Annotated in this window: 12 protein-coding genes; 5 read left to right on the top strand and 7 right to left on the bottom strand. The window is 73.1% G+C overall.

Features of this window, described 5'->3' with window-relative positions:
- Window positions 1–152 precede the first annotated feature (152 nt).
- Window positions 153–830: a response regulator transcription factor gene (locus tag ACWCXX_RS34470; protein ID WP_451134227.1), complete on the top strand. Its 678-nt coding sequence runs from the start codon at window positions 153–155 to the stop codon at window positions 828–830.
- A 3-nt stretch (window positions 831–833) separates the two neighbouring features.
- Complete coding sequence (locus ACWCXX_RS34465; RefSeq protein WP_451134225.1) at window positions 834–2210, top strand: HAMP domain-containing sensor histidine kinase; 1377 nt, start codon at window positions 834–836, stop codon at window positions 2208–2210.
- Window positions 2211–2307: 97 nt separating this feature from the next.
- Here the strand turns inward: ACWCXX_RS34465 and ACWCXX_RS34460 are convergent, their stop codons facing one another.
- Together ACWCXX_RS34460 and ACWCXX_RS34455 are read right to left on the bottom strand one after the other, a co-directional pair.
- Window positions 2308–3645, bottom strand: coding sequence for a hypothetical protein (locus ACWCXX_RS34460; protein ID WP_451134223.1), 1338 nt, complete (start codon window positions 3643–3645; stop codon window positions 2308–2310).
- A complete protein-coding gene (locus ACWCXX_RS34455; RefSeq protein ID WP_451134221.1) occupies window positions 3635–5749 on the bottom strand; it encodes a hypothetical protein in 2115 nt (704 codons plus the stop codon). Before ACWCXX_RS34455 ends, ACWCXX_RS34460 begins: the two co-directional genes overlap by 11 nt.
- A gap of 395 nt (window positions 5750–6144) precedes the next feature.
- On the opposite strand from ACWCXX_RS34455, the gene ACWCXX_RS34450 reads away from it, so the two are divergent.
- On the top strand, window positions 6145–7086 hold the full coding sequence (locus ACWCXX_RS34450) for a carbohydrate kinase family protein (protein ID WP_451134219.1): 942 nt from the start codon (window positions 6145–6147) through the stop codon (window positions 7084–7086).
- A 43-nt stretch (window positions 7087–7129) separates the two neighbouring features.
- Here ACWCXX_RS34450 and ACWCXX_RS34445 read toward each other — a convergent pair whose 3' ends face one another.
- Complete coding sequence (locus tag ACWCXX_RS34445; protein WP_451134217.1) at window positions 7130–7645, bottom strand: DUF6630 family protein; 516 nt, start codon at window positions 7643–7645, stop codon at window positions 7130–7132.
- 325 nt (window positions 7646–7970) lie between these two features.
- Here ACWCXX_RS34445 and lysA point away from each other — a divergent pair, with 325 nt between their 5' ends.
- Together lysA and ACWCXX_RS34435 are read left to right on the top strand one after the other, a co-directional pair.
- On the top strand, window positions 7971–9323 hold the full coding sequence (gene lysA / locus ACWCXX_RS34440; protein WP_451134215.1) for a diaminopimelate decarboxylase: 1353 nt from the start codon (window positions 7971–7973) through the stop codon (window positions 9321–9323).
- A gap of 9 nt (window positions 9324–9332) precedes the next feature.
- Window positions 9333–10256: a LysR family transcriptional regulator gene (locus ACWCXX_RS34435; protein WP_451134213.1), complete on the top strand. Its 924-nt coding sequence runs from the start codon at window positions 9333–9335 to the stop codon at window positions 10254–10256.
- Window positions 10257–10298: 42 nt separating this feature from the next.
- Here the strand turns inward: ACWCXX_RS34435 and ACWCXX_RS34430 are convergent, their stop codons facing one another.
- From ACWCXX_RS34430 to ACWCXX_RS34415, 4 genes are read right to left on the bottom strand one after another with little or no spacing between them, the layout of a single operon-like run.
- Window positions 10299–11144: a serine hydrolase gene (locus ACWCXX_RS34430; RefSeq protein WP_451134211.1), complete on the bottom strand. Its 846-nt coding sequence runs from the start codon at window positions 11142–11144 to the stop codon at window positions 10299–10301.
- The gene (locus ACWCXX_RS34425) at window positions 11141–12760 is read right to left on the bottom strand and encodes an N-acyl-D-amino-acid deacylase family protein (RefSeq protein ID WP_451134209.1); all 1620 of its coding nucleotides are present in this window, start codon (window positions 12758–12760) and stop codon (window positions 11141–11143) included. Before ACWCXX_RS34425 ends, ACWCXX_RS34430 begins: the two co-directional genes overlap by 4 nt.
- A complete protein-coding gene (locus ACWCXX_RS34420; RefSeq protein ID WP_189546538.1) occupies window positions 12760–13533 on the bottom strand; it encodes an amino acid ABC transporter ATP-binding protein in 774 nt (257 codons plus the stop codon). Before ACWCXX_RS34420 ends, ACWCXX_RS34425 begins: the two co-directional genes overlap by 1 nt.
- Window positions 13530–14504, bottom strand: a complete 975-nt coding sequence (locus ACWCXX_RS34415) for an amino acid ABC transporter permease (protein ID WP_451134207.1) — start codon at window positions 14502–14504, stop codon at window positions 13530–13532. The genes ACWCXX_RS34420 and ACWCXX_RS34415 overlap by 4 nt, the downstream gene beginning before the upstream one ends.
- Window positions 14505–14509: the final 5 nt, after the last annotated feature.

Raw genomic sequence — 14509 nt, 5'->3', positions numbered from 1 at the left:
TTAGTGATGTTGTCCCCTTGTCTTTCTCCCGCTCGTCCCGCCCCCCCCGCGGGGGGGGGGAGCGTCGGGTCGGATTACCCCGGGCCCGGTTCTCAGCCTCCTCTCAGTGCCCCGGCCGACGGTCCGGAGCTACGGTGGAGGGAGAGACAGCCATGCGAATGCTGATCATCGAGGACGAGCACGCACTCGCCGAGGCCATCGCCGACGGACTCGCCGCGGAGGGCTTCGTCGCCGATGTCGCACACGATGGTGCGGACGGACTGTGGCGGGCTCTCCACGAGCCCTACGACGTCATCGGGCTGGACATCATGCTGCCCTCCATGTCGGGGTACGAGGTCCTGAAACGGCTGCGGGCCGCCAGGGTCTGGACACCGGTGCTGATGCTCACGGCGAAGGACGGGGAGTACGACGAGGCGGACGCCCTCGACCTCGGCGCCGACGACTACCTGAGCAAGCCCTTCTCCTGCGTGGTGCTCGTCGCCCACCTGCGGGCACTGCTGCGCCGCGGAGCGCCCGCCCGGCCCGCCGTGCTCACCGCCGGCGACCTCGCCCTGGACCCCGCCCGCCACCGCTGCCGCCGTGGGTCCTGCGACATCGACCTGACGGCACGGGAGTTCACGCTCCTGGAGTACCTGCTCAGGCACCCCGACGAGGTGATCAGCAAGACGGACATCCTCTCCCACGTCTGGGACGAGCACTTCGACGGCGACACCAACGTCGTCGAGGTGTACATCGGCTACCTCCGGCGCAAGATCGACGCCCCGTTCGACCGCCGGACCATCGAGACCGTCCGCGGCGCCGGTTACCGACTGTGCAGCGGGGCGGGGTGACGGATGCCCGCCGACGTCCGGTTCTGGTGGGCCCGCCGGTCACTGCGACTGCGATTGACCGCCGCCGCGGCCGTGGTCATGACCGCCGGACTGGCCGGAGCCGCCGCGCTGCTCGTCGTCTGGCTGCACGCCAGCCTGATCAGCGGTCTCGACCAGACCGCCCTGCAGCGCGCCCAGGTCGTGGCGTCGTACGAGGACACCGACCAGATCCCGGCGGAAGTGCCGCTCACCGACCACGGGGAAGTCGCCGTACAGGTCGTCGATACCGGGGGAAGGGTGAGCTCCAGCTCGGCCAATCTGCGCGGACGGCCACGGGTGTTCGATTTTCCGGTGGGCAGGTCCGCCGTTCCGCGGGCCCGCACCGTCCACGACATTCCCGCGGGGGACAGCGGGACGTGGCGTGCCGTCGGCGTCCCCGCGGGCACGCCCCGCAACCCCATGACCGTGTACGTGGCCGTGCCCACCGAAGGCGTCGACCACAGCCTGGCCCAGCTCACCGTCGGCCTGGCCACCGGCGTACCGGTGGTCGTCGCCTCGCTCACCGGGATCGTGTGGCTGCTCACCGGGCGCGCGCTGCGCCCGGTGGACGCCATGCGCGCCCAGACCGCGGAGATCACCGCCTCCGACCTGAGCCGCCGCGTCTACGTGCCACCGGCCGACGACGCGCTCGGCCGGCTGGCCAGGACCTTCAACGACCTGCTGGCACGGCTGGACACGGCGACCCGGCGGCAGCGAAGGTTCATCGCGGACGCCGCCCACGAACTGCGCACCCCCCTCAGCACCCTGCACACCCGCCTCGAAGTCGTCGTGCGCCACCCCGGCTCCGCCGACTGGGGGGCCCTTGCCCCGGGGCTGCTGCGGGAGACCGAACGGCTCTCCCGGCTCGTCGACGACCTGCTCCAGCTCGCGCGGCTCGACGCCCGGCCCCGGCTGCGGTTCCGCCCCGTCGACCTGGACGAGATCGTCTTCACCGAGGTACGCCAGGCCCGTCGGCGCACCCGGCTCGTCATCGACCAGCACGCCGTGGGCGCGGCGCGCGTGGAGGGCGACGAGGATGCCCTCGCCCGTGTCGTGCGCAACCTGCTGGACAACGCCCTGCACCACTCCGCCACCCGTGTCGACGTCAGCCTTCACGTCCTCGACGGCACCGCGCGACTGGTCGTCGCCGACGACGGCCCCGGCATTCCCGAGGCCGACCGGGAGCGCGTCTTCGGGCGCTTCACCCGCCTGGACGACGCCCGCGCCCGGGACACCGGCGGCAGCGGTCTCGGCCTCGCCATCGTCCGTGACGTCGTCACGGCCCACCACGGCAGCACCCGGATCGAGGACAACCACCCCGGCGCCCGGCTGGTCGTCCTGCTCCCCGCGGAGGAACAGTGACCCCCGGGGCCCGGACGGGCCGGCCGGTACCGGGCGGCGGAACGACGGAGCGCCGGTTCCGTCGGGGAACCGGCGCTCGGCCGGGGGCGTGCCGGGCTCAGTCCCCGGCCGCGTCGTGTTCCTCGGACCGCTGCCGGGCACGGCTGAACGCACCGGCGCCGACCCGGGCGGCGAGGGTGTCGTCGGGACCGGACAGCAGGGAGCCGTAGCCGGTGGCCGCCCACAGGCTGCGTTCGGCGGGCACCTCGAAATAGGGAACGGTACGGCCCTGGTCCCGGACCGCGAGCACCTGCGGCGCCCGGCGGGCGCGCAGGGCCTGGTCGCAGTCCTCGCAGACCGCGACGTCGGCCCGCTCCCGGCGGCCGAGCGGGCGCCAGGTGGTGCGGCGGACGGCAGTGCCGTGCCGGGGGTCGAAGAAGCACAACGGGAGCCCGGAGGCCGGTGCCAGGGCGGAACGCCCCTCGGCGGTCAGGGCCAGCACGCCGGCCAGGTCGGGCAGGCCCCGGGCGGCGTCCAGCACCCGGCCGGCCGCGTCATAGGCGTCCAGGGCCCGGCTCAGGCCCGGGGTGGCGGCGCCGTCGGCCTCCTCCACGGCCTCGCCGAGGGCGAGCAGCTCGGCGGCGGCCCGGCGGCGCAGCCCGGCCTCGCCGGCGGCTTCCTCGGCGGCGAAGACGGCGTCGGGGAAGGTGAAGGCGGTGTGCCGGGGCGAGCGGCGCCGGCGTACCAGGAAGGCGCCGCCGACGGCGAGGACCAGCACCGCGGCGACCACGAGCAGGGGTCCCGGGCCGCCGGAGGCGCCCTCCTCGGTCTCGACCCCGGTCCCGGTCTCGGGCCGGGCCGAGCGCTCCTTGTCGATCTTGGCGGTCTCCGCCTCGTAGACCTCGGTGCCGTTGCCGGCCTCGATCAGTTCCACGGCCCTGCCGACCCGGGCGGCCAGTCCGGCGTCGTCGAGTTCCCTGAGGAAGCCGACAGCGGCGACGGCGTCGCGGGTCTGATGGGCGTCGGTGGGCCACTCGGTGCCGTTGAGCCACTTCCCGTAGTCGTTGTTGGTGATCAGGATCAGCTGTTGCAGACCGAGCCGTTCCTCGACCACCGAGGCGAGGGCGCGGGCGCTGCCGTCGAAGGCGTCGCCCTTCTGCAGCGGCACCAGCACCACCTTGATCGGCAGGCCGGTCGCGGCGATCTGATCGGCCAGGGCCCGCTGCTGGGCGGGGTTGACGGCGGCCGCGTAGGACGGGTCGACGTAGACGGGGTCGGTGGCCAGCGCCTCGGCGATCGTCGTGGCGGTCGGCCCGGTCCCGGCGGTCTCCGCGCGGGCGGGGGCGCCGGTGCCGAGCAGCACCGTGCAGGCCAGCAGCAGGGCGGCGAGCGGCCCGGCGACGAAGCCGCGGGAAACGCCGGACGGACGGTCACTGGTCGGTCGTTCACTGGACACTGGCGGACTCCCTGGCCCTGAGAATGAGTGCTTCGATCCCTCTGCGGGCGTCCGGCAGGACCTGCCCGGCCTCGTCCCAGGCGGTCCGGTCACGGCCGCCCGCCCCGGGCAGACGCAGCAGCCGTTCGGTGGCTTCGTACTCGCGGGAGGCCGGGACCGTGGTGTCACCGCGCAGGGCGTCCCGGCACGCGGGGCACAGCCGTGCCGACCCGGGGCCGATACCGAGGCCGGCGAGCCACCCCGGGACCTTGCCGCCGGTGGCCTCGCCGTGCAGGGGGTTGAGCCGGCAGAGGGAGGAGTGGAGGTGCCCCCGGAGGGCGTCGAGCCCGGCCCGGGAGAGCACCACGACGGCGGCCAGGTCACCCGCCTCAGTGGCCTCGTCGCCGGTGTCGGCCAGCAGTCCGGCGGCATCCAGGCAGTCCCAGGCGCGGGCGCGGCCGGGCGCGTCCTGCTCGGCGGCGGCCAGCTGCCCGGTGAGTTCGCGGACGTCGGCGGCGGCCCAGGCGCGCAGTTGCCGGACGGACGGCAGCACGGCGGCGGGCCGGGGGACGGTGTGCTGCGGTGGCGAGGGCTCGGCCGCGCGGGCGCGGCGGTGTCCCAGCACGGCCCGCACGACGACGATCCCCAGCCAGACGATCAGCAGCAGCGCGCCCAGCAGCATCGTGCCGAGTGCGATGCCGGGCCCGAAGTCGCTGCTGAACAGGCCGGGCAGCCGGTTGTCGTGCAGCGGGGGCAGCTCGGTGTCGCGGGCCGCGGGGTCGTAGCCCTTGCTCGGCCGGGCAGCGGCGACGGCGTCCAGGGTCCGGTCGAGCCGCGGCATCACCCGCAGGTCGCCGTCCCTGCGGTACTCCGGGTAGCGGACGTCGTACGGCAGGCGCCTGAAGTGGTGCAAGGTGTCCTGGTCGGTGCCGAAGGTGTCCATGGCGATCCGGCCGGACACGGGATCGATCAGCACGTAGACGCCGTCCTGGCCGGTGCGCCGGTGGACCAGGGCGAGCAGGAGGCCGTCGTCGCCGCCGCTCTCGTCGTCGCTGTCGGACGGTGTGACCAGTACGCGCACCGGGCCCTTGGGCGAGAGTTCGGCGATCCGCTTCCGGAGCGCGGGCAGGTCGGCCCCGGTCAGCACGTCCGCGGTGGACGGGTCCTGGTAGACCGGTCCGGCGGCGAGCCCGGCGGCGACCTCCTCCACCCGGGCGTCCAGGTCCGCCCGGGTGACGTCGAGGTACGGACTGTCGATGGTCTGCGGGAAGAGGGTGGGCGCGGACAGCACCACGGCGAACACGGCGGCCACCGTCGCCACCACCGTCACCGGCAGCACGCCGCGCCGGCGGGCGGCGGGCCACCCGGTACGGGCCGGTGCCTTCGGCTTCGCCGCGGTTCCGCCCGACCCCTTGCCCGATCCGTTGCCGGAATCCTTCTCCTTGCCCTTGTCCGGGGTGACGGGCGGGGTCTTGCTCAGGGCGACGGGCGGGACCTTCGGACCTGCGGCCTTCTTCCCGGTCGGCTGCGGTCGGCCGGAGCGGCGGCAGGAGAGCCGGATGCCCAGGGCCAGCACCAGACCGGGGATCACCACCACGGCCAGACCGAGCAGCATGTTCTGGTTCTGCCGGTCGGTGGAGCTGATGTACAGGTGGGGCTTGTCCTCCTCGTGGTAACGGTCGTCCAGAGCCTCGGCCTCGGCGGCGGCCCGGTCGTGGCCCGAGGCGATCGCGTCGACGAAGGACTCGAACGCGGCGAGCGGTCCCGCCCCGTACGGGGTGCCGTACAGGGCGACACGGCGCGCCTCCTCGGCCGGGACGTCGACGCCGAACGCGGAGGCGGTGATGGTGCTGTGGTCGCCGATCAGCACGTACAGCCCGTCCTTGCCGAGCCGGTCGTGCACCAGCGCGAGCAGCGTGGCGTCGCCCGAGGGCAGCGCCAGCACATAGGTGGGCACGCCGGTGCGCCCGGCGAGGGCGGCGATGTCCGGGGCGAGTGAACGCGGCAGCCTGCGGGGGCGGTCGGCCGAGACGTAGACCGGGTTCTTGCGGAGCTCCTCGGCCAGGCGCTCGGACTGGGTCGCACCGTCGGCGGCGGGGCGGTCCGGCCCGGTGGTGGCGGTCACGGCGGACGGTGCCGTGGCGCTCGGTGCGTTGCTCGGGCCGGCCGCCACGGCCGTTCCGGCACCGCCGAGGAGCACGAGGGCCGCGAGTGCAGTGCCCGCTCGGGCCCCGAATGTCCCGGCCCGTTTCCTTATTCCTGCCAACGCCCGCATCGGCGCCCTCCCGGTGGTCCGGCCGGTCACTTTACCCGCGCCCGATTCCGGCGATGACATTCACGAAGTCTTCCGTCTATATGGGGCGTCGCCGCATATTCGGACTTCTCCGTCGAAATGGGCTCGGCCATTTACTTCCCCCTGTTCCCCTTTGCTTCCCCGCGACGATTCGATTTCCGTTTCCGGGGGGCGGCTGCTCCGGTCACGGCATACTGGGCCGTCCGCAGGAAAAGAAAGGCTCGGGAATGGCCCAACAGCGCACGGAGCACCCGGAGTACGACGTCCTGGTCGTCGGCGGCAGCGGGGTGGACACCATCGTGCGGGTCGACGCCCTGCCCGTCCCGCTCGCCGATTCGGTCCATGTCGGGCCGATCGAGGAATGGGCGGGCCACACCGGAGGGAACGTGGCTCTCGGCACCCGGGCGCTCGGACTGAGGGTCGCACTCCTCGACTGCATCGGCGACGACTGGATCGGTGCCCAGGTGCGCGAGCGACTGGCCGCGGGGGACGTGGAGTTCGCCCCGCTGATCTCTCCGGCGGGCACCCGCCGCGCCGTGAACCTGGTGGACGCGACCGGGCGCCGGATGTCGTTCTACGACGCCCGCGACCCGGACGACCTGAGAATGCCCCGGGACTTCTACCTGCCGAGGCTGCGGCGGACCCGCCACGTCCATCTGTCCATCATGAATTTCACCCGCTTCCTCTACGACGACATCGAGGAACTCGGCGTCCCCGTCTCCACGGACCTGCACGACTGGGACGGACTGGCGGACTACCACCGGGAGTTCGCACTCCGCTCCGACCTCGTCTTCCTCAGCGCGGCGGGCACGGGCGAAGGCGAAGACACCTTCGCCCTGATGCGGGAGATCCTCCGCGAGGGCCGCGCCGACACCGTGGTCGCCACGGCGGGTGCGGGCGGCTCCCACGTACTCACCCGGGACGGCGGCTCCACCCCGCACCACATCCCGGCGACCACCCCGCCCGCACCGGTGGTGGACTCCAACGGCGCGGGGGACGCGTACGTCTGCGGCTTCCTGTACGGGAGGCTCGCCGGTCGGGATCCGCTGGAATGCGCCCGCCTGGGAGCCGTGGCGGGGGCGTACGCCTGCACCGCGCCGGGTTCCACCGCCCTCGTCCCGCAGGAAGCCCTGCCGGTGTCGGACCACGACCGGAACGGGAACTCATAGCCCCGGCCCCAGTCCTCGCCCGCCCCGGACCACGGCGCCGTCCTCAGCCCCCCAGGGCCAGTGCCTTGAACCCCGCACGGCCGGCGAGCGCCGTCAACTCCTCGGCCTGCTCCGCGCGCAGACACACCACCGGGTAGCAGTCCGACTCGATGTCGAGGACGGCGAGCGCCGCGCCGACCTCGCGATAGTGCCGACCGCAGGCCGTCAGGAACTCGTGGGTCGGCAGGGACGTCTCGTCGGCCTCGAACAGCGTCCAGGGGTCCACGGACGGCCGGGAGGCGAGCGTCGTCAACTGGGCCCGGATCTCCTCCGAGTCCTCCTTCCAGTCGAATTCCGCGAGCAACTGGTGATCGTGGAGCGCGTCCACGAGCGCTATCCACGCGAGGTCCGCGACGGGCTCGTCGATGCTGCGGTCCGCCAGTTGGTCCGCATGCGTCCGCACATAGCCCTCGGGGTCGTCGTGGGCGTGCAACACCCGCTCGGCGACGGCCGGACAGGCGGGGGCGAGAAGCGATGCCATGGCTTCCAGCGAGGTACGGACGGTGTCGGTGCCGGACATGCTCTGCGCTCCTTGGGCGGATGGGCGGTTGAAGTCGTCGCCGGGACGAGGGGGTCCTCCCCGGCGCTCGTGAAGAAGCCTGGCACAGGGGTGTGACAACGGACGCCGGACCGCCCCGGCAGGACGCGTACCCCGCAGGCCGGCCCGGTGGACGTGCGGCACATCGGTGCGATGCCCGTACGGTTCCGGACGGCGCCCGAGCAAGGAAAGCACGGGCTCGGCCGCAAGCATCGAAAAGCATGAGGCTCAGCCGTAGAAGAATCCGCTTTTACGACTCCTCGCAAGGCCGCAGGATGGCTGCGAGCCGGCTTCCGGGGAGGAAAGCATGACGTCACCCATCGAATCGGACCTGCTGCCCGGCACGTCCGAAATCCGTCCGGAAGGGCTGGCCGTCGGTGGTGTTCCGCTCACCGACCTGGCACGACGTTTCGGGACACCCCTTTTCGTGTACGACGAAGAGCATCTGCGCCGACGCTGCCGGGACGCGGTCGCCGCCTTCGGCCGGGACAACGTCGCCTACGCCTCCAAGGCGTTCCTGTGCACGGCCATGGCCCGACTGGCCCACGAAGAGGGGCTGCTGCTCGATGTCGCCTCCGGCGGCGAGCTGCGGGTCGCGCTGCACGCCGGGGTGCCCGCCGAGCGGATCGTCCTGCACGGCAACAACAAGGACGCGGCGGAGCTGCGCACGGCCATGTCCGCCCGGGTGCGGCACCTGGTGGTCGACAGCTTCGACGAGATGGACCGCATCGAGCGCCTGCACGCCGAGGAACACCTGCCGCCCGCCCGGATCCAGCTGCGGGTCGCGCCCGGAGTGGCCGCCGGTGCCCACGAGGCGATCCGCACCGGTGGCAACGACTCGAAGTTCGGCTTCGGCCTCGCCGGCGGAACCGCGGCGGCCGCCGTGCGCCGGGCCGCCGATTCCCCGGCGATGATCCTGGAAGGCGTCCACGCGCACGTGGGCTCACAGGTGCTGGACACCGCAGAGCTCGCGGCCGGTGCCGCGGCCGTCGCCCGGTTCGCCGCCGACACCCGGATGCACCGGCTCACGGTCGGCGGCGGCCTCGGCGTCGCGTACGAGGCGGGACAGACCGTACCGTCGTTCGCCGAATGGGCGGCCCGGGTGCGGACCGCGGTGCGCGACGCGGGCTGGGGCTCCTCGGTGACCGTGGAGCCCGGCCGGTCCATCGCCGCCCGCGCCGGGCTGACCCTCTACCGGGTGGGCACGATCAAACGGATCGAGGGCGTGCGGACGTACATCGGCGTGGACGGCGGGATGAGCGACAACCTGCGCCCCGCCCTGTACGGCAGCCGCTACGAGGTGTTCCTGCCGCGCAGCCCGCGCGCCCCCCGGCCCCTGCGGGCCCGGCTGGTCGGCAAGCACTGCGAGAGCGGCGACGTGATCGTCGACGACGCCGCCCTGCCCGCGGACGTCGCGGTGGACGACCTCCTGGCCACACCCGTCACCGGCGCCTACGGATACGCCATGGCCTCCAACTACAACAAGCTGCCGCGCCCCGCCGTCGTCTTCGTGCGCGACGGGCGGGCCCGCACCGTGGTGCGCCGGGAGACCGAGGAGGACCTGCTGCGCCTGGACGTGGACGAGCCCGCCGGGTTCCCGGAGCAGACCCGGGCGGGGCGGGCCGGTGCCGGAACGACGCAACGCGTCGGTATGTCCTAACCTGACCCGATGCTGAACAGTGCCCGACTGCTCGTCCTGCTGGAGATCGCCCGTACCGGCACCATCGTGGCCGCAGCTCGGGCGCTGCATCTGAGCCCCTCCGCGATCTCGCATCAGCTCGCCCGGCTGGAGCAGGAGCTCGGAGTGGCGTTGGTGGAACGTCAGCCGCAGAGCCTGCGGCTGACCGAGGCCGGGGTGCGCCTGGCCGAACACGCGCAGGCGGTCGCCGACCTGATGGCCGTCGCCCAGGACGACCTGCGGGCGCACTCCGAGGGCGAGGCCGGGGTCCTGCGGCTGGGCTTCTTCGCGTCCTCGGGCCTGGAGCTGCTGCCCCGGGCCCTGTCGGCGTTCGCGGCGAACCGGCCCCAGGTGGAGCTGGAACTGATCCTCGGGCAGCCGCACGAGCTGGTGCCGGACCTGGAGGCGGGACGGCTCGACGCCGCGGTCGTCTTCGAGCACCCGCTCGACCCCTGGTGCCGGCAGGCGACCGTGGACGTGGAGATGTTCTTCGACGAACCGCAGCTGGTGGTTCTGCCCCTGCGGCACCGCCTCGGTCGGCACTCCGAGGTCCGGCTCGCCGCCCTGGAGGGGGAGAGCTGGATCGGCACGCACGGCGGCCACACCGGCGAACCGGTTCTGGAACGCGCGTGCGCGGCAGAGGGCTTCCGCCCCCGGGTCCGCTGCCGCAGCGACCACTACCAGGTCACGATCAACCTGGCCCGCGCGGGCATGGGCATCGCACTCGTCCCCGCCCTCGGGCTCGGCGACACCACCGGCGTGCACGTCTGCCGGCTGGAACACCCCCGGCTGCACCGGCGCATCGGCGTCGCCACCCGGCCCACCAACCGCAACCCGCTGCTGCGGATCTTCCTCGCGGACCTGCGGTCGGCCGCCGAGGAGATCCGGTCGCTGCTGGAGATGCAGTGGGCCTGACCGGCGCACCGGCCACGCCTCCGCGCGGCCGGTGCCCGTGCCTCAACCGGCGGTCCCGCGCCCGGCACAGGCCGCGAGGGTCCGCCCGACGTCCCGAATGGCGTGCACGGCGGCCCGCTCGGTGCTCGGGCCCAGGGCCGTGTCCCAGTGCGCCACCACGGCGTACGCCAGCCGGCGCCTGCCGACGATGACACCGGCATCGGCACGGACCCCGGTGTCGGTACCGGTCTTGTTGGCGACCAGCAGCCCGTCGTGCGGCCGCTCGGGAAAGCCCGGGGAGTACGGGTCGTGGTCGACCAGTGCGGGGACCAGGCCGTGGTCGGTGTTGGCGCGCATCCAGCCCAGCAGCCGGGCGGAGGCCGCCGGACCGCCCATGGTGCCGCGCACCGCGTGCGCCACCAGCCGCGCCAGGTCCCGTGCGGTGCCGGTGGCGAAGACGGGCGGCACGTCCGGGCCCCGGACGTCGCGGACCTTGTCGTGCAGCGTGAGGTGATCGAGCCCGAGCTCCCGTGCGCGCCGGGCCGTGGACTCGCGCCCCACCAGGCGCAACAGCGCGTTGGTCGCGGTGTTGTCGCTCACCGAGGCCGTCAGCCAGGCCAGGTCCTCGACGGTCCAGCCGCGCCCGCTCAGCCGGCGCAGCAGACCGGTGCCCTCCGCCACGTCCTCGTCGAGGATCTCCACGACACGGTCGGCGGGCAGTTCCCCGGTGTCCAGCCGGTGCGCGACCTCGGCGAGCAGCAGCAGCTTCGAGGCGGACGCCACCGGCAGCACGGTGTGCTCGTCCACCCCCACCGTGCCGCCGCCGTCGATGTCGACGGCGGCGACGGCCAGGGTGAGCGGCAGCGCGGCCGAGCGCCGCGCCGCCGCGGCCACTTGGGCCAGACTCATCGGATCCTCACCACTTCTCCCGCCCGCACCGAGGTCGGGCGGCCGTCCCGTGCCGCGATCCGCCCCGACACCACGACGGTATCGATGCCTTCGGGTACCAGCAGGGGGCGGTCGAAGTCGGCGGTGTCGCGCACCGATCCCGGGTCGAGCACCACCAGGTCGGCGACGACGCCGTCGCGGACCACACCGCGGCCGGTGAGGCCGAACCGCCCGGCGGGCAGCCCGGTCATCTTGTGCACCGCGCTCTCCAGCGGGAGCAGCCGCTCGTCGCGGGCGTAGTGGCCGAGCACCCGGGCGAAACTCCCCGCCCAGCGCGGATGCGGCCGACCGGGTTTGGGGACGCCGTCCGAGCCGATCATCGACAGCGGACTGGCGAGGACCCGGCGGACGTCGTCCTCGCGCATGGAGTGGCTGATGATGGTCACTTCGCCCTGCTCGGCCAGCAGGAGGTCGCACGCCTGGTCGACCGGATCGATCCCGCGCTCGGCCGCGAGGTCGGCGATGGTGCGCCCCTCGGCCTCGGGACGCGTCTGCGCGGCGGCCACCGAGATGAGGTCCCAGCCGCCGTTTCCCACGGTGTTCTCCCACCCCTCGACGCCCTGGGCGATGTCCGCCCTGATCCGGTCGCGGGTCTCGGTCCGGCGCAGCCGTTCCAGCAGGGCGCCGACGCCGCCCTCACTCGCCCACGGGGGCAGCATGGCGTGCAGGACGGTGCTTCCCGCCGTGTACGGATAGACGTCGCACAGCACGTCCACGCCTTCGGCGCGGGCCCGTTCCAGCCGGGGCAGGGTGCGCAGGGTGGCACCCCAGGCGTGCCGGCCCGCGGTCTTGTGATGGGAGACCTGCAGCGGGGCGCCGGAGCGCACCGCGATCTCCAGGGCCTCCTCCAGGGCGGACTCCACCTGCGACATCTCGTCGCGCAGATGGGTGACGTAGGGCTTGCCGTGCCGGGCGGCGACCCCGGCCAGCGCGACGATCTCCTCGGTGTCGGCATAGGTGCCGGGAGGGTAGATCAGCCCGGTGGACAGACCGGCCGCCCCCTGGGCCAGCGCCCGGTCCAGCAGCGCGCACATGGCGTCCAGTTCGTCGGGCCGGGGCGGCCGGGCCTCGAAGCCCATCACTCCGGCGCGCAGCGTGCCGTGGCCGACCAGCGAGGCGATGTGGGTGTGGCGCAGAGCGGGGTCCTGCCCGGCGGCGAACGCGTCGAAGTCCACGGCGGGCCGCACCGGCCCGAGCCCGAACGTCACCCTGAGGTGCTCGGCGAGTTCCGGCAGCCGCTCGGGGAGCGAGGGGAACAGGCTGGTCCCGCAGTTGCCGCAGATCTCCGTGGTGACGCCCTGGAGCAGCGGAGCGAGCCGGAGCTCGTCGGCCGCCTCCGCAACGCCGCCGGCTCCGTGGGGCGCGGCGAGGGCGTCGGAGTGCGTGTGCACGTCGATGAAGCCGGGCGCGACGACCCGCCCGGTCACGTCCAGGGTCTCGGCGGCCGTGGCGGGGGCGCCGGCGGGGAGCACGACGATCCGCCCGTCCGCCACCGCGACGTCCGCTTCCCGGGCGGGCGCGCCGGTTCCGTCCACGAGCGTGCCGCCGCGCAGCAGCAGATCGAGGGGGCGGCCCATCACAGCACCGTCGACAGGAAGGCCCGCGTGCGCTCGTGCTGCGGGTCGGTGAACAACAGGTCGGGGCTCCCGGCCTCGACGACGGCGCCCCGGTCCATGAACAGGACCCGGTCGGCGACCTCGCGGGCGAAGCCCATCTCGTGGGTGACCACGACCATCGTCATGCCGCTGCGGGCCAGGTCGCGCATGACGCCGAGGACCTCGCCGACGAGTTCGGGGTCGAGGGCGGAAGTGGGCTCGTCGAAGAGCATGAGGGCGGGTTCCATGGCCAGTGCGCGGGCGATCGCCACGCGCTGCTGCTGCCCGCCGGACAGCTGCCCCGGGTAGTGGTCCGCCCGGTCCGCGAGACCGACGTCGGCCAGCAGCTTGCGGGCCTGCTCCTCGGCCTGCGCACGAGGCCGTCCCTTGACGGCGACCGGCCCCTCCATCACGTTCTGCACCGCTGTGCGGTGCGGGAACAGGTGGAACCGCTGGAACACCATGCCGATCCGTTCGCGCTGGCGCCGCACGTCCCGGGCGCGCCGCTCGCGCAGCACCCGGCCGGACGGGCCGTGCTGTTCGTAGCCGACCAGCTCACCGTCCATCCACACCCGCCCCGCGTCGATCCGCTCGAGGTGGTTGAAGCAGCGCAGCAGCGTGGACTTCCCGGACCCGGAGGGGCCGATGACACAGAGCACCTCACCGCTGCGGACATCGAGGTCGATGCCCTTCAGCACCTCGGTGTCACCGAACCGCTTGCGGACCCCGCGGGCTCTGAGGATCACGTCGTTCATGCCGCCGCTCCCTTCTTGGCGCGTCCGGGCCGGAGATTGGCCAGGATCCTGCTCCGCAGCACGGGAGCGGTACCGGGGCTGTAGCGCCGCTCGACGGCGTGCTGGCCGATGCTGGCGATCGTGGTGAGCACGAGGTACCAGATCGAGGCCACCATGAGCAGGGCGACCACTTCGAAGTTGGCGAGATAGAGGTGCTGGGAGACGGTCATCAGGTCGGCGCCGGCGATGACCGAGACCAGCGAGGTCGTCTTGAGCATGGAGATGAACTGGTTGCCGAACGGCGGGATGATGACCCGCATCGCCTGCGGGAGGATGATCCGGGACAGGATCTGCCGGTTCGACATCCCGAGGGAGGCCCCCGCCTCGCGCTGGCCGGGATCCACGCTCTGAATGCCGGCCCGCACGATCTCGGCCATGTAGGCACCCTCGTTGATGGAGAGACCGAGGAGCGCGGCCACGAACCCGGTGATCACCTGGTTGGACTGCCAGCTGATGAGCTTGGGGCCGTCGAACGGGATCCCGATGCTGATCACGGGGAACAGCAGGGCCAGGTTGAACCAGAAGATGAGCTGGACCAGCAGCGGGGTGCCCCGGAAGAACCAGGTGTAGGCACCGGCGGTGAGCCGCAGGACGGGGCTGTCGGACAGCTGCATCACCGCGACGACGACCCCGATGACGATGCCGAGGGCCATCGATACGAGGGTGAGCTGAATGGTCACCCCGAGGCCCTTGAGGATCACTCCGTCGAACTGGTACTTCGCGACGATGTCCCAGTGCAGATTGGGATTGACGATGACGGTGTAGGCGAGCCACACCGCGAACAGGGTGGCGGCGAGGACTGCGAGCCAGCGCCCGGGGCGCGGGCGTCCGGTCACCTGGAGGGAGAGGTCGTCCTCCGGCGCCGTTGCGTCAGCGGGGGCGGTCTCCGGCCCTGACGCCGCAACGGCGCCGGGCATTTTCTGGTGCTTCATGGCTG

The sequence above is a fragment of the Streptomyces sp. NPDC001732 genome (assembly GCF_053596315.1).
The sequence above is the reverse complement of the archived record's forward strand: the minus strand, read 5'-3'. Positions and strand labels throughout refer to the sequence as shown.

What these genes read in the sequence shown, in the direction of transcription:
- ACWCXX_RS34465 (WP_451134225.1), top strand. Translation starts at nt 834, where the DNA reads ATGCCCGCCGACGTCCGGTTCTGGTGGGCCCGCCGGTCACTGCGACTG.
- ACWCXX_RS34415 (WP_451134207.1), bottom strand. Translation starts at nt 14,504, where the DNA reads ATGAAGCACCAGAAAATGCCCGGCGCCGTTGCGGCGTCAGGGCCGGAG.
- ACWCXX_RS34435 (WP_451134213.1), top strand. Translation starts at nt 9,333, where the DNA reads ATGCTGAACAGTGCCCGACTGCTCGTCCTGCTGGAGATCGCCCGTACC.
- ACWCXX_RS34425 (WP_451134209.1), bottom strand. Translation starts at nt 12,760, where the DNA reads ATGGGCCGCCCCCTCGATCTGCTGCTGCGCGGCGGCACGCTCGTGGAC.
- lysA (WP_451134215.1), top strand. Translation starts at nt 7,971, where the DNA reads ATGACGTCACCCATCGAATCGGACCTGCTGCCCGGCACGTCCGAAATC.
- ACWCXX_RS34445 (WP_451134217.1), bottom strand. Translation starts at nt 7,645, where the DNA reads ATGTCCGGCACCGACACCGTCCGTACCTCGCTGGAAGCCATGGCATCG.
- ACWCXX_RS34420 (WP_189546538.1), bottom strand. Translation starts at nt 13,533, where the DNA reads ATGAACGACGTGATCCTCAGAGCCCGCGGGGTCCGCAAGCGGTTCGGT.
- ACWCXX_RS34430 (WP_451134211.1), bottom strand. Translation starts at nt 11,144, where the DNA reads ATGAGTCTGGCCCAAGTGGCCGCGGCGGCGCGGCGCTCGGCCGCGCTG.
- ACWCXX_RS34450 (WP_451134219.1), top strand. Translation starts at nt 6,145, where the DNA reads ATGGCCCAACAGCGCACGGAGCACCCGGAGTACGACGTCCTGGTCGTC.
- ACWCXX_RS34470 (WP_451134227.1), top strand. Translation starts at nt 153, where the DNA reads ATGCGAATGCTGATCATCGAGGACGAGCACGCACTCGCCGAGGCCATC.